Source organism: Pantoea sp. BJ2, from assembly GCF_040255075.1.
GTDB classification, from domain to species: Bacteria; Pseudomonadota; Gammaproteobacteria; order Enterobacterales; family Enterobacteriaceae; genus Pantoea; species Pantoea leporis.
The window spans coordinates 1,716,906-1,739,625 of record NZ_CP158292.1 but is presented as its reverse complement, the minus strand read 5'-3'; the positions used below and the strand labels follow the sequence as shown (position 1 = coordinate 1,739,625).

Below are 22,720 nucleotides of genomic sequence, written 5' to 3'. Positions count from 1 at the left end.
TGCGGCATAACAGGCGCTATGAATGCGTTAAGGTTTCAAAATCACCTTGGTCCAGCCCGCATCACGATCGTCGAAATGGCGGTACGCTTCGGGGCCTTCGGCCAGCGACAGTCGATGAGAAATAATGCTCGCCGGATGCGCTTTGTCGGTGGCAATCAATCGCGCGAGCTGGCGGTTATAGGCTTTGACGTTGGCCTGGCCGGTACGGATCGACTGCCCTTTAAACCAGAAGCTGCCGAAATCGAACGGCATTTTACCCACTTTGGCTAACTCGCTGGCCGCGCCGGGATCCTGCGGGATAAACACGCCCACCACGCCAATGCCGCCGGTGGCTTTGGTGGAGGCGACCAGGCTGTTCATGGTGGCGCTGTTATCTTCGTGTCCATGCTGATTACAACATTGATAACCCACGCATTCACAACCGCAATCCGTGCCGCGTCCATCCGTCAGATCAAGGATTTGCTGCACCGCTGCGTCGCCCACGGCATTGATGCCCGTTGCGCCCATCTGCTCCGCCAGCGCCAGGCGATCGGGGTGCGTATCCACCACAAACACCTGCGACGCGCCTTTGATGATCGCCGAATGCGCGGCCATCAAGCCTACCGGGCCCGCACCGTAGATGGCGACGCTATCGCCCGGTCGCAGGCCTGCCAACTCGGTTGCATGCCAGCCGGTGGGGAAAATGTCTGACAGCATCACATAATCTTCCTCTTTCTCCACCGCATCCGGTGGCAGCAGTAAACAGTTAAAATCGGCAAACGGCACGCGCAGCAGCTCGGCCTGACCGCCTTCCCACTCACCCATTTCAGCAAAGCCGTAGGCCGCACCTGCGGTGCCGGGGTTGGCGGTCAGACAGAAACCGGTTAACCCTCTCTCACAATTTTCACAGAAACCACAGCCGACGTTGAACGGCATACATACGTAATCGCCAACCTTAAGTCGCTCGACGCCACTCCCCACCTCCACCACTTCGCCAAGGTTTTCATGACCAAAGATGCGCCCCTGTTCAAAGCTGGTGCGCCCCTCGTACATATGTAAATCGGAACCGCAAATATTGGTGGTGGTAATACGAATAAGCGCATCGGTAGGACGCACAATTTTTGCATCAGGAACATTTTTAACCGAGACATCAAAAGGCCCGTTATAGACGATAGCTTTCATGATTTATTTTCCTGAGTGGCTAGCACTCTTAATTCGAATGAGCAGATAAGCACGGCGCTAATTTAACGTCGCGCTTAGCCAAAGAAATAAAAACCGCGTCTACATACCCTGGCATAAATAAGTCAGTTGTGCTTTTTTCAATTACCGCTGCGTTTGTCGTGCAGTCGCGCATATTTGTGCCAGACTTAACACCGTGTCAGCAGGAAAATCTATGGAGAGCGTATGAAACAGGTTGTTTTAGCTTCAGTAATGATGATGTTCAGCGTTGGCGTGAGCGCAGCGGAAGGCGGATACCAATCAGGTGAAACAGCACCGCCGCAGAAGAATCAGGATGCCGGTTATAAAGGATCGGAAGACACCGCACAAACCCCGATTTCACGTATTCGTGATTTCCGTCAGGGCGGCTATGTCACGCTCGAAGGCCATATTATTGAAAAGCTGAAAGGTGATAGCTACAAATTCCGCGATGATACCGGCACGATTATCATTAATGCTGAGAAGCCGGCCTTCAAAGAGAAAACCTATTCAGCCAGTGATAAAGTTCGCGTGAGTGGAAAAGTGTATGGGCGTGGCGAACAAACCACCTTGAGGGTATCGCGAATTGAAGAACCTTAAGGTTACGCATTTATTACCTTAAGAATAGCGGGTGAGTGCATGGCTTTTCATCCTCACCCTTTTTAGGCCTGACAGCGCAGTAGATAATCACATTCACATATACGTTTTTCGCCATTCCTTCAGCACTATTTTGTGGGTATATTAGCGCGCATGTAGTGAATAGAATTCGTAAGAGTCTGAATGAGTTTTTATGGATAGAACGATTTATATTGTTGACGATGACCCCGCTGTCATCAACGCGCTGCAAAATCTTCTGAGCTCAGAAGGCTACCTGATTTCGACCTTTACCTCCCCCGCTGAATTTTTACATCAGCCGCATTACCGCACCCCGAGCTGTTTAATTGTCGATATGAATATGCCGGGCCGCGACGGCTTTGATGTCTCGCAGGATCTCACCGCACGCGGATACACCATTCCCACCATTTTCCTCACCGGCTTTGGCACCATTCCTCTGACGGTCCGCGCGATGAAGGCCGGTGCCTTTGAGTTTCTCACCAAGCCGGTGATGCCGGATGACCTGATACAAGTGGTATCCGCTGCCATGGCGCTGGCCGAAAAAAGCGCAGCACTCGCACAGGAAAGAGTTATCCTCACCGGGCGTTATCACTCTTTAACGCCACGGGAAATGGAATTGATGCTGCTTGTCATTCGCGGTTTATTAAATAAGCAGATTGCCGCCGAAATGGGCATCAGTGAAATTACGGCAAAAGTGCATAAACGCCGCGTAATGGAAAAAATGGCGGTGCGTTCAGTATCAGAATTAGTCAGAGCCGCTGAGAAACTTCATTTACTGCAAGATGAATAACGCGCGCGTTATAGTGATAACGGTCCGATTTTCCTCCCGCGAAATAGCGCGGGAGGATCAGATAAACTATTTCCCCAGATTTAATGGCAGGGTAAAACTGAATACGCTGCCACCCTGTGGGCGGTTTTCCGCACTCAGCACACCACCATGACGTTTGATGATTTCGTTACTGATGGTCAGGCCCATTCCCATTCCTTCCGCTTTGGTGGTGTAGAAAGAGTCGAATATCTTGCCGATAACTTCTGCCGATAATCCGCTGCCGTTGTCGGCCACCTCTATACGAATATGATTCGCGTCAGGATTGCAGGATGAGAGCCGCAAAATACGCGCTCCGCCATTATCCGCCATCGCCTCAATGGCATTAATCACCAGATTCAGCAGCACCTGCTGAATCTGTACGCGCTCGCAAAACACCTCATCCCATGGCGCTTTAATATCCAGTTCAAGTGCCACCGAGCGGCGCTCAAGTTCCAGACGCGACAAGGTTAAAATATCGCGCGCCAGCAGATGAAGCCTGGCCGATGCATACTCCGCGACATTATTGCGCGTTAGTGACTGCAGGCCGCGAATAATTTCGCCAGCGCGCCGCCCTTCGTTAATGATCTCCTCAATGCTTTCACTGGCTTTCTCCAGCTGAGCCGGATCGCGTTTCAACCAGCGTAGGCTGGCGCCAGCATTGGCCACAATCGACATCAGCGGCTGATTGATTTCATGGGCGATCGATGAGGTCAGCTGTCCTACCGTGGTGGCGCGCGCCACGCGAGCCAGCTCGGCCTGGGCAATTCTGGCGGCATCTTCGGACTGACGCTGCGCGGTGATATCCGTCAGCGTGCCGAAATATTCGGCGACATCCGGCCAGTTCTCCACCGGCTCACCTATGCCTTTGATATAACGGCATTCGCCGTCATCACGGATGATACGAAATTCAGCCTGCATGCTCACGCCATGCGCCACGCTGGATTCAATCAGCGCTTTCAGGCACTGAAGATCGTCTGGATGCACCCGCCGCTGAAACTCGGCCATCGAGGTGCTCACCTGCCCGGCGGGCAGCCCCATGATGCGTTTATATTCGTCCGATATCAGCTGGATATCCGGCTCAAGATGCCAGTGCCAGGTACCGGTATTACTGATTTTTTCACCCAGCATCAGGGATGTCTGGCTGGCACGCAGCTGTTTTTCAATTTTCCGCCGCTGGATGTTCTCCTCCACCAGCTCGGCATACAGCCGCGCCGTTTCCAGAGAAACCGCAGCCTGCGCACCTAACATCGAGACAATGCGCGAGTGCTCCGCGGTGAAAACATCCGGCATCAGCCGGTTTTCCAGATAGAGCACGCCCACCATTTGCGCCTGACGGAACATCGGCACACACATCACTGCCGCGCCAGAGGCGACCAGATAGTTATCCTGACTAAACGGGCTAAACACTTCCGGCCGACCGGTACGGATTTCCTGTCCGGTGCGGATCACCGCCGAGAGAATCGACAGCGGCAAATCGGTCGCCACCGGCAGTTCATTAACGATTTTGACTCTGACGCCTTCCACCGTGGAGGAGGCGCGCGCCTGAATTTCCGGCACATTGCCGTCGATGAGGCGGATCAAAATACAGTGCTGCGCACCGGCGCGCTCCACCAACATCATCATCAAAATATGGATCAGCCGATCAAGATTGATCTCTTCGGTCAATGCGCGCATCGCCGTGACCAGGCTTTGCAGGTCGCTGATCACCGCGCTCTGCTCAAAGGTCACGGTGTTTAACGCGCTCTGCGGCGGGTGCGCCACCAGATGCGGATAGTGTATTTCAAGCTGACGCACCTTGGCGCCCGCGCCCCAGCGATCCCAGGCGGCAAGCGCGCCTTTGATGTAGCCCTCGGCGGCGAACGCCATGCCGCGCGCACTGGCGCAGCGCGCAGCCAGTTCGCATGCCAGAGCGTTGATCGGATGAAACTGCCCTTTACGCGACAGCTCAATGGCTTTTTCAAACTGCTCCAGCGCCGCGCCGCTGTTATCCTCCAGCCTGAGTAGTTCGGCGCGCAGTAGCGCCTCTTTGTCGGCGAAGGTGCCGGGGTTCTCCGTTGCCCAGGTGATGATTCTTTCAAGATGGCGCTGCAGTTGCTGCCGCTGCGTGGCATCAAGCTCATTCGGTTGCAGCGGTATACTGAGTGAAAGCGCGCTGTAGAGATGGAAATCCAGCATATGCACATGGCCGGGAATCACGTCTGTGAGCGGTGCGGCGTCGCTGAACTGGCGCTGGGCGGCGGCATACTCACCGGCAAAGAAGTGCGCCATGCCTTTATACAGCCGCGTCCAGAACTGCATTAAAAACAGCGGTTCAATGGCGTATTCGGGTTGCACCGCATTTAGCGCGGGCGCATGGAAATCATCGCCGGACAAGGTCTCACCGGCTGGCTTACGCAGGAACATCACGTAATCCAACTGCATGCCGAGTATCACTTCCACATCGCGATACTGCGCTTTGCGCACATAGACCATGCCGCGCATGATCGAAGTATGCACGCCATCAAGATGGTCACCGCGCGCCAGGCAATTCATGGTGAGATGACGCAGCGCCAGACACGCCGACGTGCGATCGCCAATATCAACCGCCACATCAAAAGTCGCTTTAGCGCACTCAATGGCGTAACTGAGTGGCATGGTCCAGACGCTCACCTGGTCCAGCGGCATCAGCGTGCGCGCTTTGTAGCTAACGAAGTCGTGCTTATACACCAGCTCACGGGCCAGCAGCGCGCTGGCGAATCCACGGCTGTATTCGTCGAACTGATCGCCACACACCACGCCGTACCAGGCAAGCGCCAGCGTGGAGGCACCGCTAATGCCCTTCTCCATCGTCAGATGCAGAAGTTTGCACAGGATAATGAACTGCAGCCGTGGGCTGATAAAAGCGGCGAAGGTGCTGGCGCTGGCCATCAGATTCATCACCGCTTCGGTTTTATGGCAGGTCACTCGCGCCAGGGAACGGAAGCGCGTGTAGGGATTTTTGCCAACCTCTTTTTTCAACCGTTGCCTGGCGACATCGCACTCGGCTTTATCCGGATAGCGCTGCAGATGAATGTCAAACACCGCCAGCCAGGCCAGCGCGGTTTCCAGCGCCAGCTGGCTGTCGGACTGACGCATATGAATTTCAGCAATCAGCGTCGCCGCTTCGGCTTTATCGGTGACCACACCGGGCGTGGCGAGAATCTCAGAGCTCAACGCCAGCGCGCCCGATAAGTTGCCGTTTAAAAACTCACACTCCGCTTGCTCAAACAAAAACGTGCCGCTCTCCTCCGCGCCTGACGCTGCGTTGAGCGCTCGGGCAGCGTGTAAGAAACGCAGCGCGGAAGCGTAATCGCCCATAATTTTCGCGCGTCGGGTGGCGTTTAATAACAGCAGACTAAACGCAGCGGCATCAGGCGCTAAAAGTGCGCGGTTTTGCAACGTGATGGTGTGATGCGCGGCACTGAACAGCAGCGCATGCGCGTTATCCTGGCGCGCGGCCTGCATGTAATAGCGCGCAGCGGCAAAGTGAAAATCATCTTTTGCCGCCGACGAAAGCAACTTCAGCGCGGCCTCATGCATGCTGTCATGCATAAAGGTGTAGCTGTCATCGGTCAGCGAGATCAGCCGGGCCTCAGCCGCAGGGCGCAGCGTGGCGCGAAGGGCGCTAAGCGCCGTATCGAGGATGCCGGCCAACACCGGCAGATCGCCGCTACTGCCGATGCAGGCCAATCGGCCCAGCAGTTGGCGCAGCGGCAGCGCGAGCAACTGCAGCTGCTGCAGCACGCTGGCGGCAACGTTCGCGGTGTAATGGCAGTTTCTCAACGCGTGCGGATTGTAGGTCCATTTATGGGATGCAGCGTGTGTGATGTGGTGATCGCGCACCGCCTGGCGGTAAAACTCACGCGTGGCGAGCGGATTCCCGGCGGTTTTTTCATGGATGATCTGCGCCAGCTCGGTGGTCTCCGCGCTGCGCGTGTGAAAAATGCCGGCCAGCCAGCTGGCGATATTTTTCACCGACAGCGGCTCGGGCGTGATATCCACAATGCGCGTGGCCGCCGCACGAATGCGCTCCAGGCTGGCGACCACCGTCGGACAGGGCAACGAGGCGCGATCGCGATGAGAAATCACCAGCAATAAGGGAATATCGTCGCTGGAGCGCAGCAAATTCTGTAGCAGCTGCAAGGTCGCCTGATCGGCCCAGTGCACGTCATCAATCAGCAGGATCAGCGGCCGCCCCGGCACCGTAAAGGCTTTCACCAGGCTGCAGGCCACCAGATTCAGGCGATTGCGTGCATCTAACGAGCGTGCATCCGCCTGCACACTGGCTTTGTGGTTGAGCAAGATGCCCAGTTCGGGCACCAGATTAACGGCCAGCCCAACATAATTCCCCAGTTGGCGCGCAATGTGTGTTTTCCAGCGCGCCAGCTCTTCGGCGGGCAACCCGAGCAGATGCAGCGTCAGCGATCGAAACGCCGAGGTAAATACCGCGTAGGGCAAAATGGGCGAGTGCTGGTCGGCTTTGGTCACCGTCAGCAGCGCGTTTTTTTCCCGCAGGATTTTAAGCGCCGAGGCCATCAGCGCCGATTTTCCGGCACCGGACGCGCCGCTAATCGCCACCATGCAGTGTTTCCCGCTGCTGCACACCTCATCAAACGCCGCCAGCATCTCGCTGGCCTGAGCATGGTCGCTGTACAGCACATCGGATAACAGCGTTGTGGTTGGCACATCCTGTGCGAAGGATTCAACTACGCCGTCAGGCATCAGGTTGGATTCACAGCGGCGCAGATCGGCCAGCACCCCTTCGACGGTTTGATAACGCTGCTCCGGCGATTTGGTTAGCAGGCGTAAAATGAGGGATGAGAGTACCAGCGGCACATCTTTGCGCAGCCGGTGCGGCGGCAGCGCTTCGGAGGCAATGTGATGGTGCACCCATTCAGCCGCGCCCCCTTCCGCGCTGCCATAGGGAAGCTTGCCGGTGAGTAATTCGTAAAGCACGATGCCCAGACTGTAGAGATCGCTGACCCGGCTGACCGCGTGCGCGGTGCGCGAGGTATGCTCGGGCGACATGTAGGCCAGCGTGCCGCCGGTCACAGAGGCGCGCAGCGGCTGCTGTGAGTCCGCTTCGATAAACGCCAGGCCAAAGCCGCCCAGCACCACGTCGCCTTGATCGGTAAAGAAGAAATTGGCCGGTTTGATGTCGCCGTGCACCAAACCTTGCTGATGCAGCTTGCTGAGCGCATTACACAGCAGCACGGCGCAGCTGATAAACTTCTGAATTTTACCCGCTGGCAGGCGCAGATAATCCGCCAGGGTTTGGTAGCGAAACGCGGGATAAATCAGGGCGTAGCGCCCCTGATATAACGTGTGGCGCAGCGGTTTTAGCGCCCAGCTTTCTGCTAATAAGGCGCGCAGCGCATACTCATTTTTCAGCAGTTGCGTTACCGGAAACTCCGCCTCTTCGGCCGCCGCCGTGGCCAGCACGAAGCGTTCATCGGAGATCGGGTGACGGCATTCGATCCACTCAACCTGCCCTTCCTGCGCCAGCGGGGTGAAAACGATGTCATCCGCCAGCACCAGCGCCGCGTCATCCGCGATATTTAACGACAGGAAAAGCGTGCTCATTGGCGCGCTGCCTGGGAGGAAAACGCCAGACGGATATGTTCAAACAGCAGGTCGATATCAATGGGCTTTCGCATAAAGGTGATCGCGCCTAGATGGATGGCATACCAGAGCATATTCTCATCGCCCTTGCCGGAGATGATAATTCCGGATGGGTTCTCGCGACGCTGTACCAGCGCACGGAACAACTCAAAGCCCGACATGCCTTTGAGCTCAACATCAATAATAAACAGCGCAGCGTCATTTAGCGCCGTCTCGTCCGCTAATAGCGCTTCAGCCGACTCAAATGCCTGCGTTGCGTATCCTTCCGACTGAAGCAGATTGCTCAAACCACTGCGAACCGATCGTTCATCATCAACAACGACAATGCGCTGCGACAGCTGCATGCTGTGTTCCTTCATTATTATTCACTGCCTGCGGCGCGTCCTCAGGAGGTTTTGTCACTCGATGGCGGCGTGCCGCTGATTTTAGGCACACACTCATGACGAAACCAGGCCAGCGTGACCGGTTGACGGTTTATCAGGCGCTTGCACAGCGGGATAATCTGTTCGCCGACCAGCATACCAAACAGACCAAGCAGCGCAATCACGGGCGGCGCTGGGGAATTGACGTCGATAACGGCATAAATGATGCCGACTAAAATACCGACCGAGAGCGATATCGCATAGGTTTTCAGCATGTTCAACCCGCCTGTTTTGCGGTGAGCATGGCGGGAGGTAGCGGCCTGTCAGCGGCCATCGCGCGTGAGGTTTTATCGACGGGCGCTACGGGATGCGTCAATTTTCCACCCAGCGAACTGCCCACAATCATGCCCAGCAAGCCCACCAGCGCCACGGCGGGCGGCGCCGGCGATCGCACGTTGAGCAAGGCGTAAATCAGGCCGATAAACACACCCGCCGCCAGAGAAATCAGTAAAGGACTCACCGGTCCTCCTTGAAAAAGAAAGGCGAGCCCGTAAGCGCTCGCCTGGGTGACGATTTAGCGTACGGGCGCAGCAACCGGTGCCAGCGTGCGATGCTCGCTCTTCTGACGCGATGGCGCTTTGTGCACCATGGTGTAAGCGTAATCAACGCCGATGCCGTAAGCACCGGAGTGCTCTTTCGCGATATCCATCACCGCGTTGTAGGTCTCTTTGTGCGCCCAGTCGCGCTGCCACTCCAGCATCACCTGCTGCCAGGTCACCGGGATCACGCCCGCCTGAATCATGCGCTGCATGGCATAGTCGTGCGCTTCTTTGGTGGTGCCGCCGGAGGCGTCAGCCACCATGTAGATCTCATAGTCGCCTTCCAGCATGGCGCACAGCGCGAAGGTGTTGTTACACACTTCGGTCCACAGACCGGAAACCACAATTTTCTTCTTACCGTTGGCCGCCAGCGCATCACGCACTTTCTGGTCATCCCACGAGTTCATCGAGGTACGCTCAAGAATGTCCTGGCCGGGGAACACATCCAGCAGCTCCGGGAAGGTGTTACCTGAGAAGCTCTCGGTCTCCACCGTGGTCAGTACGGTAGGAATGTTGAACACCTTCGCCGCTTTTGCCAACGCGACCACGTTATTTTTCAATACCTGACGGTCGATGGACTGCACGCCAAATGCCATTTGCGGCTGCTGGTCAATGAAGATGATCTGGCAGTTGTGCGGCGTCAGTACTTCTAATTTACTGGTTGTCATTTTTGTATGCCCATTGAGGTGAATGTCTGGGCGCAGTGTAAGAACCTTTGGGCACACGAACCATTATCTATAGGTATAACTATACGAAGGTATACCTATCCTTTTGTATAACTAGACGCTTTCCGCACCGCCTGAACATAATCCCACCCAGTATTTCACCTGCGAAATTGGCAGGACCTCTTATTCAGGAGATTTTATGGTTACGTTAGGCAAAGCAGACATCATTTTGACCAATGGGCGATTTCATACCGTCGATCGCGGCAACCCAATTGCCGAGGCCGTGGCGATGCGCGATGGCAAATTTCTCGAAGTGGGCAGCCTGGCCGACGTGATGCAGCATCACTGCGAAGGCACCAAAGTGATTGACCTCAAAGGCCATACCGCCATTCCCGGCCTGAATGATTCCCACCTGCACCTGATCCGCGGCGGCCTGAATTACAACCTCGAACTGCGCTGGGAAGGCGTGCCCTCGATCGCCGATGCGTTGCGGATGCTGAGAGAACAGGCGCTGCGCACGCCGTCACCCCAGTGGGTGCGCGTGGTAGGCGGCTGGACCGAGTTTCAGTTTGCCGAGCGTCGCATGCCGACGCTGGATGAGATCAACGAAGCCGCGCCCAATACGCCGGTGTTTATCCTGCATCTGTACGATCGCGCCTTGCTCAACCGCGCCGCGTTGAAGGTCGTCGGCTACACCAAAGACACGCCCAATCCGCCGGGCGGCGAGATCCAGCGTGACAGCAATGGCAACCCGACCGGCATGCTGATTGCGCGCCCTAATGCCATGATCCTCTACGCCACGCTGGCGAAAGGGCCAAAACTGCCGCTGGAGCAGCAGGTCAATTCCACCCGCCAGTTTATGCGCGAGTTGAACCGTCTGGGCCTGACCAGCGCGATTGATGCAGGCGGCGGTTTCCAGAACTATCCCGAAGATTACGAAGTCATTGCCGAGCTGCATGAGAAAAAGCAGATGACGCTGCGTATCGCCTACAACCTGTTTACCCAACGTCCGGGCCACGAGCTGGAAGATTTCGAGAAGTGGACCGACATGCTGACGCCGGGCCAGGGCAGCGACTATTTCCGTCACAACGGTGCCGGTGAAATGCTGGTGTTTTCCGCCGCCGATTTTGAAGATTTCCTCGAACCGCGTCCGGATCTGGCGCCCGGCATGGAAGATGAGCTGGAGCGTGTGGTGCGTCATCTGGTGGAACATCGCTGGCCGTTCCGCCTGCACGCCACTTACGATGAATCGATCAGCCGCATGCTGGATGTGTTTGAAAAAGTGAACCGCGACATTCCGTTCAACGGCCTGCACTGGTTCTTCGATCACGCCGAAACCGTGACGCAGCGTAACCTTGACCGCATCAAAGAGCTGGGCGGCGGCATTGCCGTACAGCATCGCATGGCGTTCCAGGGCGAGTACTTTGCCGAGCGTTACGGCATTGAGGCCACTCGCCATACACCGCCGGTGGCGCGCATGCTGGAGACCGGCGTGCCGGTGGGTTTAGGAACCGATGCGACGCGCGTGGCCAGTTATAACCCGTGGACCGCGCTTTACTGGCTGGTATCGGGACGCACTGTGGGCGGCATGCAGATGTACGACGTCAACGCGCGCCTCGATCGTGATACGGCGCTGATGTTGTGGACGCAGGGCAGCGCCTGGTTCTCCAGCGAGCAAGGTAAAAAAGGTCAGATTAAAAGCGGTCAGCTGGCCGATATGGTGGTGCTGAGCAAAGACTACTTCAGCGTGCCTGAAGAGGAGATCAAAGGCATTGAGTCGGTGCTGACGGTGGTGGACGGAAATATCGTTTATGCCGCCGGCGCTTTCAGCTCGGAAGCGCCGCCCCTCATTCCGGTGCTGCCGGAGTGGTCGCCGGTGGTCAAGGTTCCCGGCCACTATCGCAGTGCGCCACCGACCGCCACCACACGCGTGGGCATGATGCAGCAAGCGCATCACTGTAGCGGCCCGTGCGGCGTGCATACGCATTCCCACGAGATTGCGCGCGGCGCCAACCTGCCGGTTTCGGAAGAGAACGCCTTTTGGGGCGCGCTCGGCTGCAGCTGCTTCGCCTTCTAAACCATGAAACATTCACTCTCACAGCCGCCTCGCATTGATGCGGGGCTGTTCTTCCTGCGCCTTACCGGCTGCCTGCTGCTGATCATTTTCACCACGCTGGCGCTGACCGGCCCCGGTCGCTGGCGCGTGTTTGGCGGCGTTTCGGAGGTTGTTCATGGCGCAGGTTAATGACATTCATGACATCCCCGAGGCGGATCTGCCGCCCGTTTCGCAGACGGTTTCACCATGGCAGCCGCTGCGCCAGCGCGTGTTCCGCATGCTGTGGATCGCTACCGTGGTATCCAATGTCGGTTCATGGATGAACGACGTAGGCGTTAACTGGACCATGCTGACACTGAGCGCCGATCCGCTCTCGGTGGCGCTGGTGCAGGCCGCCAGCAGCTTACCGATGTTTCTGTTTGCACTGCCGTCTGGCGTGATGGCGGATATCGTTGACCGGCGTAAATACCTGCTGTTCTCGCAAATCTGGGTGTTTATTGCCGCCGCGAGCCTGACATTCCTTTCCTGGGCAGACCTGGTCACACCGATGGTGCTGCTGATTGCGGCGTTCCTGCTGAGTACCGGCGCGGCCATGAGTTCTCCGCCCTTCCAGGCCATCGTGCCGGATTTGGTCAGTAAGGAGGAGCTCGGCCCGGCGATTGCGCTTAACTCGCTCGGCATTAACATCAGTCGCGCTATCGGCCCGGCGCTCGGCGGCCTGATTCTGTCGTTTGCCGGTCCGTGGATGGTGTTTCTGCTGAATGCGCTTTCGGTACTCGGCGTGTTTCTGGTGCTGTATGTGTGGCAAGCACAGCCCAGCGTGCAGCGTTTGCCGCCGGAGCACTTCTTCCCGGCGGTGCGTGCCGGCGTGCGCTATGTGCATGCTGCGCCGGTACTGCGCAATGTGCTGGTGCGCACCATCGCTTTCTTTGTGTTTGGCAGTGCCGGTTGGGCGCTGTTACCGCTGGTGGCTCGACGCGAACTGGGCCTTGGGCCCGGCGGCTACGGCATTATGCTGGGTTGCATCGGCATCGGCGCGATTTGCGGCGCGCTGCTGTTGCCGCGTATGCGCAAACGCTTTAATCCCGATCAGCTGATGGTGCTGGCGAGCCTGATGTTTGCCATCACTCTGCTGGCGCTGGCGTTTATTCGTCACCTCTGGTTGCTGAATGCGTTCGAGTTCTTTACCGGCTTTGCGTGGATTGCCGTGCTTTCCACCCTCAATCTTGGCGCGCAGCGCAGTGCCGCCAAATGGGTGAAAGCCCGGGCGCTGGCGGTCTATCTGACGGTGTTTTTTGGCTCCATGACGTTAGGCAGCGCCATTTGGGGACAGCTGGCATCGATATTCAGCATTCCATTGTCACTGACTGTCGCCACTGTCGGCATGCTGCTGGCGAGCCTGACGGTGCTGCGCTGGCGGCTGGATCAGGATCCGGATCTGAACCTCGACCTCAGCACGGTCAGCGATCCCTTGCCCGTGCTGGAGATTCGTCACGATCGCGGGCCGGTGATGGTCAGCTATCATTATCAGATCAACCGCAGTGATGCGCATGCCTTTGCGGTGTGCATGCAGGATATGCGTCGCGTCAGACGGCGTGGCGGCGCGCTAAACTGGTCTCTGTATGAGGACATGCTGCAACCCGACATGTTTGTCGAGACCTTTGTGGTTGGCTCATGGATGGAGCATCTGCGTCAGCGCGAGCGCTACACCATGAACGATCAAAAGATTCAGAACCGCGTGCTGGCATTCCATCAAGGCACGGAACTTCCGGAAATTCGTTATCTCGTGGCGCCTGAATAAGGCGTTCTCATTCATCGACATTAATAAGGCCGAAACATGAGCACATTTAAGACGCAGGATGGTACGCAGATTTATTTCAAAGATTGGGGTGCCGGCAAGCCGGTGCTATTCAGTCACGGCTGGCCGCTCGACGGGGATATGTGGGACAGCCAGCTGAATTTCCTGGCGGAGAAAGGCTACCGCGTTATCGCTTTTGACCGCCGCGGCTTTGGCCGTTCCGATCAACCGTGGGAAGGCTACAACTACGATACTTTTGCATCGGATATTAACGACCTGATTAGCCATCTGGATCTGCAAAACGTGACGCTGGTGGGCTTCTCAATGGGTGGCGGCGATGTGGCGCGCTACATCAACAATTACGGCACAGCGCGCGTGGATAGCTTAGTGCTGTTGGGCGCGGTAACACCGATCTTCGGCAAGGCCGATGATTATCCGGCAGGCGTCGATTTGTCGGTGTTTGAAGGCATTCGTCAGGGCTTACGTAAAGATCGCGCGCAGTTCATCAGTGATTTTGCCACACCGTTCTACGGCACCAACGCCGGTCAAACGGTTTCAGAAGGCGCGCTGACGCAGACGTTGAATATTGCGCTGCTGGCGTCACTAAAAGGGACGATTGATTGTGTTACCGCGTTTTCGGAAACCGACTTCCGTCCTGATATGGCAAAAATCGACGTGCCGACGCTGGTGATTCACGGCAGCAACGACCAGGTCGTGCCGTTCGAAACCACCGGGAAAGTCGCCGCCGAAATGATCGCTGGCGCGCAGCTGAAAGTGTATGACAACGCACCGCACGGCTTTGCGGTGACGCATACCGATCAGCTCAACGCCGATCTGCTGACGTTCCTGCAATCGCTTTAACGGGAATAACATTAATCGGCCGGTTTGGCCTAATACTTGTCAGTTATGAAAGAGTTTGGCTTAAGGGCTGCGTTAATCGTGCGGGCTCTGACACATCTGCTGCGTCACGCACTGAAGCGTCGAAGCGGGCCGGGGGCAATTTTGGGCCGGCAATTCGCAGCGCTGAACGAAGCGAGGAAGCCAGGAGAGCCCGCAGGACGCGGGCGAAAGGCGAAGCCGGGACAGGGAAGTCCCGTCTTCGCCGGTCCGTTAGGCTGACGAGCGAAGTGAAGGAACCGCGTTAGCGGCGCGAGGACAGCCGGCCCAAAAGTGCCACCGGCCTGCACACTCGTCGTTGGCCTGGCTGACATGAGCATTAGGCCATTTTGGCGGGCCTTTTGTGGCAGAGAACTATTGCGGCGTGGCGGCAGCAAATTTCTCTAATGCCGCCCCGTCGAGCCGATAACGCACCCACTCATTTAACGGCAGCGCATCAATACTGAGATAGAACTCTCTGGCCGACTGATCCCAATCTAACGCACTCCACTCAATGCGGTTGCACTGATGATTGACCGCGTGCTGCGCGACATACTGCAGCAGCGCTTTGCCTGCACCGAGGCCGCGAAAATTGGGCGAGAAGTACAAGTCTTCCATATAGAGTCCGCGCCGCCCCAGCCACGCCGAGTAGCTGCGGGTAATCACTGCGTACCCGGCGGTTATGCCATCAATCTCGCACATCAACGCTTCGCTATGGCTTTCGGGATTGAATAGCGTCGATCTGATCTCTTCCACGGTAGTTGGTGACTGCTGTAATCCATGTTCATAAACCGACAACTCAGCAATCATGTCGTAAATGGCGTCCGCGTCTTCAGGATTGGCTGGCCGAATAGTCATCTTCATGCATTATTTTCTTATTTAATCAGATTGATGCTGCCCAGCATAATGGGTATTGTTCGATGAAATAAGTGCAATAAAATCAATGATAGGTGAATTTCATGCATCATGTGCTGCGTCGACTGGACTTGAATCTCCTCCCCGTTTTCGACGCAGTTTTCAGACATCGTTCGGTCAGGCTGGCGGCGATTGAGCTCAGTTTGAGTACTTCCGCGTTAAGTCACGCGCTGTCCCGATTACGTGAGTTTTTTAAAGATCCGCTGTTCTACCGCGAAGGCCACAAAATGTGTCCCAGCGTTTATGCCTGCCAGCTGGCGCCCTATATTGCCGAAACGCTAACCGGATTAAATCGGCATCTCAGCCCGCTGCAGCCTTTTGATCCGCTGACCAGTGATGACTGTTTTAGAATTGCGGTAACGGATTACACCGCTTTTTGTGTCTTTCCGCGGCTGATGCATGCGCTGACTGATACGGCACCCAACCTGAGTTTTGAACTCTGCCATTTGCCGCATAATCCGGCGCTGATTGAATTACTGGCGGGTGAAATCGATATGGCGCTGAGTTTTAGCGAGCCGGATAGCATGCATCATCCCGATCTCGACGAGACCGATTTATTCAGTGATGAATTTATGGTGATTGCCAATGCGCGACGCAGCAGTCTGAATCTTGACGACTATCTTGCCGCCGGGCATCTGGTGGTTACGCCGTGGAATGAAAAGCAGGGATTACTGGATTCCCATCTTGCGCGCATGGGCCTTAAACGCCGCATCGCCATCAGAACGCCGTCAATGCTGAGTGCGCCCTTTATTATCGCGGAAAGTGAATTGCTGATGGCGATCCCGTCTTTCGTTGCCAGTAAAATCAAACAGGCCGCCGATGTGACCTCATTCAGGCTGCCGTTTCCCGCGCCAAGGTTCACCGTGAAAATCTATTCACACAAACGCAGCGGTAAACGGGAACCTACGGAATGGATTAAATCGATGATGGCTAAAACCATTTCGCAGCAAGCGTTCCGTTTCGAGGATTAACGGACGATTTTTACTGGTCTAAAAATCGTCCGTGATAATCGGATTTAATGGGGTAATGCTCGTTGTAGCGACCAAAAAGCCGATAGCGATTTAGCGCAATGCGGTCGTAACAATAATTGCTGATAACGTCAGGCATAAACCTCACGACAGACAAAACGCGCCACGGCCACGGCATATAGTGCATGATGCGGAAAATTGCCTGCGCACGGAGCCAATGATTTTGCCCATCAATCAAAACGATGGTGCGAATATCTTCATCTGGCAGACCGACAAAACGTAATAGCGCTTTCCCCTGCTCACTCTGAACCGCCGCAAAACGTACATGGCGTGGAATGCGGTGACGCAGGAGAAACATCACCCACGCGTTGCACAGTTTGCATACGCCGTCGTATAAAACGACCTGTTCTCCGGGATTTATCCCGGCTGGGTTTGTCATCATCGTCTCCTCAACCCTAGAGATGGTCGCAGCAGAAAAGCTGCGTTACGCCGCCTGCCACTCCGCCACCAGCGTGTTAATTAATTCTGCCGCCGGCATTTCCCGCGCCAGCGCGGCGCCCTGCCCGGCCCACTGCGCGCCAAAGCCGTGCGCGCCTTTAGCGGCGGCGGCGGCAGCGAGCGCTTTGCCCAGCGCGTAGGTGAGTGGATAAGGGGGAATGGCATCCTGCGCGAACTCGCGCGCCAGCTGGCAAAAATCGTTGGTGAGACATCTTGCCGATCGGCCAGAAATGGCGGCAATCATCTCGGTGCTGTTGGCCTGCGCGCTTTTCAGCGCCTGACGGTATGCCGCATTGGCGGCGGATTCCGGGCACAGAATAAACGCGGTACCCAGCTGTACACCCGCCGCGCCCAGCTTGAGCATGGCAGCCATGCCCACGCCATCCATCACGCCGCCGGCGGCAATCACCGGCAGCCGCGACGCCCGGCGAATCGCCTGCACCAGCGTAAAGGTGCTGAGCTGCTGATCGTCATTTTCTGGATGGAATATCCCGCGATGCCCGCCCGCCTCAATACCCTGCGCCACAATCAAATCGATGTCGGCGGCTTCGATGGCACCTGCTTCAGCAACGCTGGTAGCGCTCGCCAGCGTGATAATGCCGCGACTTTTCAAGCGCTGCACAACAGCGGCGGACGGCAAGCCAAAGTGGAAACTCACTGCGGCGGGCGCGGTGTCCAGCAGCACATCCAGCATCGCGTGATTATCCACAAACGTTTGATAAATTTCTGACAGCGCATCGGGCGGTGTCGCTTCATAGCGAGCAAACACCGGCTTGAAACGTGCGATCCACGCCTGTTCTAACTGAGGATTGCGCTGCACCGGCGCGTGGCAGAAGACGTTGACGTTGATGGGCGCGGCTGTCAGGGCGAGCGTTTTGCGGATCATGCTATCCGCCTGCTGCGGCGTTGAGGCGCCCACGCTGATCGAACCCAGCGCGCCGCTGGTGCTCACCGCCGCCGCCAGTTCCGGCGTCGAGACGCCCGCCATCGGCGCCTGAACGATCGGATAGCGAAGGTTAAGGGTCTGACACAGGATGTTGTTCATATTATTGGCCTGTTGGTAAGAGGTAGCCGATAAGATGCCGCGATTTTTCGGCTCGGTAAAGGCTGGCATCTACACTTAATGTGTCTGTACCTACAATAGGAGAATCCCGATGCATAAAATCGACTTTCCGGTAAGCAAAGCGCGGAAGTATCTGGAGCCGGGTCCGGTGGTGCTGCTGAGTTCCCAGTTTGAGGATCATCGCGACATCATGACGCTCGGCTGGCACACCATTCTGGAGTTCTCGCCGTCGCTGGTTGGCTGCATGATTGCCGGCGGCAATTACAGCCATGAACTGATTCGCCAGAGCGGCCAGTGCGTGATTAACGTGCCGTCGGCCAATCTGGTGGACAGCGTGGTGGCGATCGGTAACAGCCACGGCGATCGTCTCGATAAGTTTGATGCCTTCAATCTGACGCCCGAACCGGCAAGCGTGGTCAATGCGCCGTTAATCGGCGATTGCTTTGCCAGCTTTGAGTGCCAGCTGTATGACGATTCAATGGTAGATAACTACAACTTTTTTATCTTTGAGATTGTTAAAGCGCATGTAGCTGAAACGCCGGAGTTTCCGCCGACGCTGCACTACACCGGCGAAGGACGCTTCAGCGTGATGAGCAATTTGCGGCTCGACAAGCGCGGCGACTTTAAGCCTGAAATGTTAATTTAACTGCTTGAATTGATATGGGCTTGCCCCCACTTTGATTCTTTCGCCCTGACAGGAGTAGATATAATGGCAACCGAATATGCGGTGATCGCAGGTGGCTGTTTCTGGTGTACTGAAGCAGTGTTTAAAGATGTGATTGGCGTGGAGTCAGTCGAGAGTGGATATACCGGCGGCGCACGCCCGAATCCAACCTACGAGCAGGTGTGCAGCGGTGCGACCGGCCACGCAGAAGCGATTCGCATTGGTTTCGATCCAGAGCAGGTGAAGTACGGCGATCTGCTGGATATCAGCTTTGCCACCCACGATCCCACTACGCTGAACCGCCAGGGCAATGATGTTGGCACCCAATATCGCTCTGCGATTTTCCCGGCGAATGCTGAGCAGGAAGCCGAAGCGATTGCCGCGATTGCGCGCGCGCAGGAGAATCTGAGCGATCCGGTAGTGACCACCATCGAGCCGCTGAAAGAGTGGTATGCGGCAGAAGGTTATCATCAGGATTATTGGCAAGGCGCGGGTCAGCGCAACGGCTACTGCATGGCGGTAATCCCACCGAAACTGCAAAAGCTGCGTAAGAGCTTTGCGAATCGCGTTAAATCGAGTTAATTCAGTACCGCCAATGTCGAGGCCGCCACGAATGGCGGCCTTACATGGTGCGCGACCTTCTTCTGTTTATCCGTCATAATATGTGCCCTCTTCTCCTCCGAGAGCGATCATGTCTTCTTCACAGCAAGGAACCGCGGCGCGCAAGCAGCCGATGAAGCTCAATACGCTGGTCACCCTGATGCTCAGCGCAGTGATTGTGCTGGTGCTGCTCAGCGTGCATATGTTCTATTTCTTCCAGATTGGCGCAGCGACCCGCGCGCAGCTGGAAGATAAAGCCATGGCGGTGGCGCGCACGCTGGCCGACTCACCGGAAATCCAGCGTGCATTGGCGTTCCCGCCGGATGGCACGCGCATCCAGCCGATCGCCAAAGCGGTGGAAGAGACCAATAATTTGCTGTTCATTACTGTCACCAACATGGACGGCATCCGCTATTCGCATCGCAATCCTGAACTGATTGGCAAACACTTTATCGGTGACGATCTGGAGCCCGCGCTGCGCGGCCATGAAAACGTCTCGGTGAATAAAGGTTCGCTGGCGAAAGCGCTGCGCGTGTTTACGCCGGTGTACAACAATCAGCATCAGCAGATTGGCGTGGTGGCGATTGGCATCTCGCTGGATGCCGTTTCGGTGCAGATCAACGAGAGCCGCTGGAGCATCCTGTGGACCATCTTTATTGGCACGCTGGCCGGCGCCATCGGTACTTTTGTACTGGTTCGTGTGTTGAAGCGCATCCTGTTTGGCCTCGAACCCTACGAAATTTCTACCCTGTTTGAACAGCGTCAGGCGATTCTCAACTCGCTAAAAGAAGGCGTGGTGGCGATGGATGATCAGGCGCAGGTGACGCTGGTGAATCAGGCGGCGCGATCGCTGCTGAACGATTCGATGGGCACCATCAGCGGCGACCGCATCTACGATGCCTCAGTGATTGACGATCATCTGCGGGATGTGCTGCACAGCGGGCGGGCGCGGCGTGATGAAGAGTTGAATGTGAATGGCCGCGTGTTGCTAAGCAACACCGTACCGGTGCGCACGCAGGGACGGATTATCGGCGCGGTCTGCACCTTCAGGGACAAGACGGAAATCAGTCAACTGATGCAGCGTCTGACGGGCATGGTAAACTACGTCGATGCGCTGCGTGAGCGCTCGCACGAGTTTATGAACAAGCTGCATGTAATCCTCGGCCTGCTGCACATGAAAAACTACACGCAGGTGGAAAGCTACATTCTCAAAACCGCCAATAATTACCAGACGGAGATCGGTTTCCTGCTCGATAAGATTAAGTCGCCGGTGATTGCTGGTTTCTTGCTGAGCAAAATCAACCGCGCGTCGGATTGCGGCCATCGCCTGACCATCAGCGATGCCAGCTTCCTGCCCGACAGCGGCAATGAGCAGCAGATGGCGGCGCTGATTACGGTGATCGGCAATCTGATTGAGAATGCGCTGGATGCGATGAGCGAGCAGGTAGAAGGCGAGATTCACGTGATGCTGCACTACCAAAACGGTTGGCTGACCTGTGAAGTGAGTGATGATGGTCCGGGCATTGAAGCCGATCATCTCAGCACCATTTTCGAAAAAGGCTTCTCCACCAAAGGTGAAAACCGCGGTGTCGGGCTGTTTCTGCTGCAGCAGCAAACCGAAAATATCGGTGGCAGCGTGAGTGTGGAGTCAGAACCCGGCGTGTTTACCCAATTTTTAGTCCAACTTCCCTGGGATGGAGGAAACCAATCCGCATGATCAATGTGTTAGTGGTCGATGATGACGCCATGGTCGCCGAGCTTAATCGCGCGTATATCGGCCAAATTCAGGGCTTTCACTGTTGTGGCACCGCCTCAACCTTGAAGCAGGCGAAAGAGATCCTGTTCAATAGCGATACTGCGGTCGATCTGGTGCTGCTGGATATCTATATGCAGCAGGAGAATGGCCTCGATCTGTTGCCGGAGCTGCGCACGGCGCAGAGCGCGGTGGAAGTGATCATCATTTCGTCGGCGGCCGATGCGGAGAATATCAAAACCTCGCTGCACTACGGCGTGGTGGATTACCTGATCAAACCGTTCCAGTTCCCACGTTTTGAAGAGGCGCTGACCGGCTGGCGGCAGAAGAAATCGCTGATGGACAATCAGCATTATTATCAGCAAGCGGATGTGGATCTGCTGATTCACGGCAGCCCGGCGACGCAGCACGACAATAAGCGCCTGCCAAAAGGCTTAACGCCGCAAACGCTGCGCACGCTGTGTCAGTGGATTGATGCGCATCCGGGGCATGAATTTTCGACTGACGAACTGGCAGCTGAAGTGAACATCTCGCGCGTGTCGTGTCGTAAATACCTGATTTGGCTGGCGCAGATTAATATTCTGTTCACCAGCATTCACTATGGCGCGACCGGCCGTCCGGTGTACCGCTATCGCCTGCAGCCGGAATACCATTCGCTGCTGCAGCAATATTGTCAGTAACGTAGCTGCCAGTCGACATCGAGCTGCTGGAAGTGAAAGTGCTGCGGCGAGGAGCAGATGATCTGCCGATCGCGCGTGACAAACACCGCGTCGATGTCGGGCTGGTCCGCGAGATAAGCCAGCCCTTGCTCCACGCCCATGCCAAAGAGCAGCGTGGTGTAGATATCGCCATCAATCGAGCGATCGGAAATCACCGTCACGCTCAGCAGTTCGTTATCAAGCGGATAGCCGGTTTGCGGATCAAAAATATGATGCCAGCAGCGGCCGTCCAGTTCGAAGTAGCGCTCATAAATCCCCGACGTCACCACCGATTTGCCCTGCACCTGCAGTACGCCTAACAGCTCATCATCTCGACCAAACGGCTTTTTCAGGCCAATGCCCCAACCCTGCGGCTCGTGCGGCGGCGAACCCAGCGTTTGCACATTGCCGCCCAAGTTGATCAGCGCCTGCTGCACGCCCTGCTGGCGTAAAAACGCCTGCACGCGATCGGCGATGTAGCCTTTGGCGATGGCGCCAAGATCGATCTCCATGCCTGGCTGTTGCAAAAACACTGAGCGATCGGCGGGATTGAGCACCACCTGATGCGGATCGGTCAGCTTCAGCAGGGACGCGATTTCTGGCGCAGGCGGTACCGCACGCCCCTGAAAACCGATTTTCCAGCGCTTCACAATCGGCCCAATGGTGAAATTGAAGGCGCTGTCCGGCAGTAAACTCACGGCGTGTGCCACGCTAATTAACGCAAACACTGGCTCGCTGACGATCACCGGATGGTGGCCTGCGGCGTGGTTGATCGACATTACTTCGGATTCAGCGCGGTTGACGGTGAACAGGTTTTCCTGCTGTTTAATCAGTTGAAATACGTGGCGGGCAAGCGTGGGATTGTCATCAAACAATTTGAGCAGAATGGGCGAACCCATCAGAACGGCAGAGTAAGAAAAGACGCCAGCGGTCATTGCATGCCTCTAAAGAAAACGATGCCCGCAC

At 56.3% G+C, this 22,720-nt stretch carries 21 protein-coding genes; 11 read left to right on the top strand and 10 right to left on the bottom strand.

The genetic code is table 11. The features are described 5' to 3' along the window. Nucleotides 1–27: 27 nt before the first annotated feature. On the bottom strand, nt 28–1,161 hold the full coding sequence (locus AAF463_RS07995; RefSeq protein ID WP_101760752.1) for a glutathione-independent formaldehyde dehydrogenase: 1,134 nt from the start codon (nt 1,159–1,161) through the stop codon (nt 28–30). Between the two features lie 222 nt (nt 1,162–1,383). Between AAF463_RS07995 and AAF463_RS07990 the strand changes: the two genes are divergently transcribed. Continuing rightward, entirely contained in the window at nt 1,384–1,776 is a 393-nt protein-coding gene (locus AAF463_RS07990) for a NirD/YgiW/YdeI family stress tolerance protein (protein ID WP_350261828.1), read from the top strand. 190 nt (nt 1,777–1,966) lie between these two features. Next, nucleotides 1,967–2,581, top strand: coding sequence for a response regulator (locus AAF463_RS07985; RefSeq protein WP_350261827.1), 615 nt, complete (start codon nt 1,967–1,969; stop codon nt 2,579–2,581). A gap of 66 nt (nt 2,582–2,647) precedes the next feature. Here the strand turns inward: AAF463_RS07985 and AAF463_RS07980 are convergent, their stop codons facing one another. Genes AAF463_RS07980 through AAF463_RS07960 form a run of 5 tightly spaced genes read right to left on the bottom strand, consistent with a single transcriptional unit; the run spans nt 2,648 to nt 9,868 of the window. Beyond that, entirely contained in the window at nt 2,648–8,200 is a 5,553-nt protein-coding gene (locus AAF463_RS07980; protein WP_350261826.1) for an AAA family ATPase, read from the bottom strand. Then, nucleotides 8,197–8,583 carry a response regulator gene (locus AAF463_RS07975; protein ID WP_137385632.1) on the bottom strand — a complete coding sequence of 129 codons (387 nt, stop codon included), beginning with the start codon at nt 8,581–8,583 and terminating at the stop codon, nt 8,197–8,199. The genes AAF463_RS07980 and AAF463_RS07975 overlap by 4 nt, the downstream gene beginning before the upstream one ends. Before the next feature lie 41 nt (nt 8,584–8,624). Further along, nucleotides 8,625–8,876, bottom strand: coding sequence for a XapX domain-containing protein (locus AAF463_RS07970; protein ID WP_110865979.1), 252 nt, complete (start codon nt 8,874–8,876; stop codon nt 8,625–8,627). A gap of 2 nt (nt 8,877–8,878) precedes the next feature. Then, nucleotides 8,879–9,121: a DUF1427 family protein gene (locus AAF463_RS07965; RefSeq protein ID WP_192413577.1), complete on the bottom strand. Its 243-nt coding sequence runs from the start codon at nt 9,119–9,121 to the stop codon at nt 8,879–8,881. Nucleotides 9,122–9,175: 54 nt separating this feature from the next. Next, a complete protein-coding gene (locus AAF463_RS07960) occupies nt 9,176–9,868 on the bottom strand; it encodes a hydrolase (protein ID WP_101760759.1) in 693 nt (230 codons plus the stop codon). Between the two features lie 196 nt (nt 9,869–10,064). Here AAF463_RS07960 and AAF463_RS07955 point away from each other — a divergent pair, with 196 nt between their 5' ends. Genes AAF463_RS07955 through AAF463_RS07940 form a run of 4 tightly spaced genes read left to right on the top strand, consistent with a single transcriptional unit; the run spans nt 10,065 to nt 14,580 of the window. Continuing rightward, complete coding sequence (locus AAF463_RS07955) at nt 10,065–11,942, top strand: amidohydrolase (RefSeq protein WP_350261825.1); 1,878 nt, start codon at nt 10,065–10,067, stop codon at nt 11,940–11,942. A 3-nt stretch (nt 11,943–11,945) separates the two neighbouring features. Then, a complete protein-coding gene (locus AAF463_RS07950) occupies nt 11,946–12,110 on the top strand; it encodes a hypothetical protein (RefSeq protein ID WP_167391167.1) in 165 nt (54 codons plus the stop codon). Then, nucleotides 12,097–13,722, top strand: coding sequence for an MFS transporter (locus AAF463_RS07945; RefSeq protein ID WP_350261824.1), 1,626 nt, complete (start codon nt 12,097–12,099; stop codon nt 13,720–13,722). Before AAF463_RS07950 ends, AAF463_RS07945 begins: the two co-directional genes overlap by 14 nt. Before the next feature lie 36 nt (nt 13,723–13,758). Next, on the top strand, nt 13,759–14,580 hold the full coding sequence (locus AAF463_RS07940; RefSeq protein ID WP_350261823.1) for an alpha/beta hydrolase: 822 nt from the start codon (nt 13,759–13,761) through the stop codon (nt 14,578–14,580). A gap of 390 nt (nt 14,581–14,970) precedes the next feature. Here the strand turns inward: AAF463_RS07940 and AAF463_RS07935 are convergent, their stop codons facing one another. Further along, nucleotides 14,971–15,459: a GNAT family N-acetyltransferase gene (locus tag AAF463_RS07935; protein ID WP_137385627.1), complete on the bottom strand. Its 489-nt coding sequence runs from the start codon at nt 15,457–15,459 to the stop codon at nt 14,971–14,973. A 95-nt stretch (nt 15,460–15,554) separates the two neighbouring features. Between AAF463_RS07935 and AAF463_RS07930 the strand changes: the two genes are divergently transcribed. Beyond that, on the top strand, nt 15,555–16,481 hold the full coding sequence (locus tag AAF463_RS07930) for a LysR family transcriptional regulator (protein WP_350261822.1): 927 nt from the start codon (nt 15,555–15,557) through the stop codon (nt 16,479–16,481). A gap of 10 nt (nt 16,482–16,491) precedes the next feature. Here the strand turns inward: AAF463_RS07930 and AAF463_RS07925 are convergent, their stop codons facing one another. Together AAF463_RS07925 and AAF463_RS07920 are read right to left on the bottom strand one after the other, a co-directional pair. Next, entirely contained in the window at nt 16,492–16,917 is a 426-nt protein-coding gene (locus AAF463_RS07925) for a DCC1-like thiol-disulfide oxidoreductase family protein (RefSeq protein WP_110865972.1), read from the bottom strand. A gap of 45 nt (nt 16,918–16,962) precedes the next feature. Further along, nucleotides 16,963–18,021 carry a nitronate monooxygenase gene (locus AAF463_RS07920; protein ID WP_350261982.1) on the bottom strand — a complete coding sequence of 353 codons (1,059 nt, stop codon included), beginning with the start codon at nt 18,019–18,021 and terminating at the stop codon, nt 16,963–16,965. Nucleotides 18,022–18,130: 109 nt separating this feature from the next. Between AAF463_RS07920 and AAF463_RS07915 the strand changes: the two genes are divergently transcribed. The 4 genes from AAF463_RS07915 to dcuR all read left to right on the top strand — a co-directional run bounded on the left by AAF463_RS07915 (nt 18,131) and on the right by dcuR (nt 21,736). Beyond that, nucleotides 18,131–18,685 carry a flavin reductase family protein gene (locus tag AAF463_RS07915; protein ID WP_101760766.1) on the top strand — a complete coding sequence of 185 codons (555 nt, stop codon included), beginning with the start codon at nt 18,131–18,133 and terminating at the stop codon, nt 18,683–18,685. A 63-nt stretch (nt 18,686–18,748) separates the two neighbouring features. Beyond that, nucleotides 18,749–19,285 carry a peptide-methionine (S)-S-oxide reductase MsrA gene (gene msrA / locus AAF463_RS07910; RefSeq protein ID WP_101760767.1) on the top strand — a complete coding sequence of 179 codons (537 nt, stop codon included), beginning with the start codon at nt 18,749–18,751 and terminating at the stop codon, nt 19,283–19,285. Nucleotides 19,286–19,394: 109 nt separating this feature from the next. Continuing rightward, nucleotides 19,395–21,020: a sensor histidine kinase gene (locus tag AAF463_RS07905; RefSeq protein WP_222233286.1), complete on the top strand. Its 1,626-nt coding sequence runs from the start codon at nt 19,395–19,397 to the stop codon at nt 21,018–21,020. Continuing rightward, on the top strand, nt 21,017–21,736 hold the full coding sequence (gene dcuR / locus AAF463_RS07900) for a two-component system response regulator DcuR (RefSeq protein WP_008102769.1): 720 nt from the start codon (nt 21,017–21,019) through the stop codon (nt 21,734–21,736). Before AAF463_RS07905 ends, dcuR begins: the two co-directional genes overlap by 4 nt. Here the strand turns inward: dcuR and AAF463_RS07895 are convergent. Beyond that, nucleotides 21,730–22,689, bottom strand: a complete 960-nt coding sequence (locus AAF463_RS07895) for an FAD:protein FMN transferase (protein WP_350261821.1) — start codon at nt 22,687–22,689, stop codon at nt 21,730–21,732. The genes dcuR and AAF463_RS07895 overlap by 7 nt on opposite strands. Nucleotides 22,690–22,720: the final 31 nt, after the last annotated feature.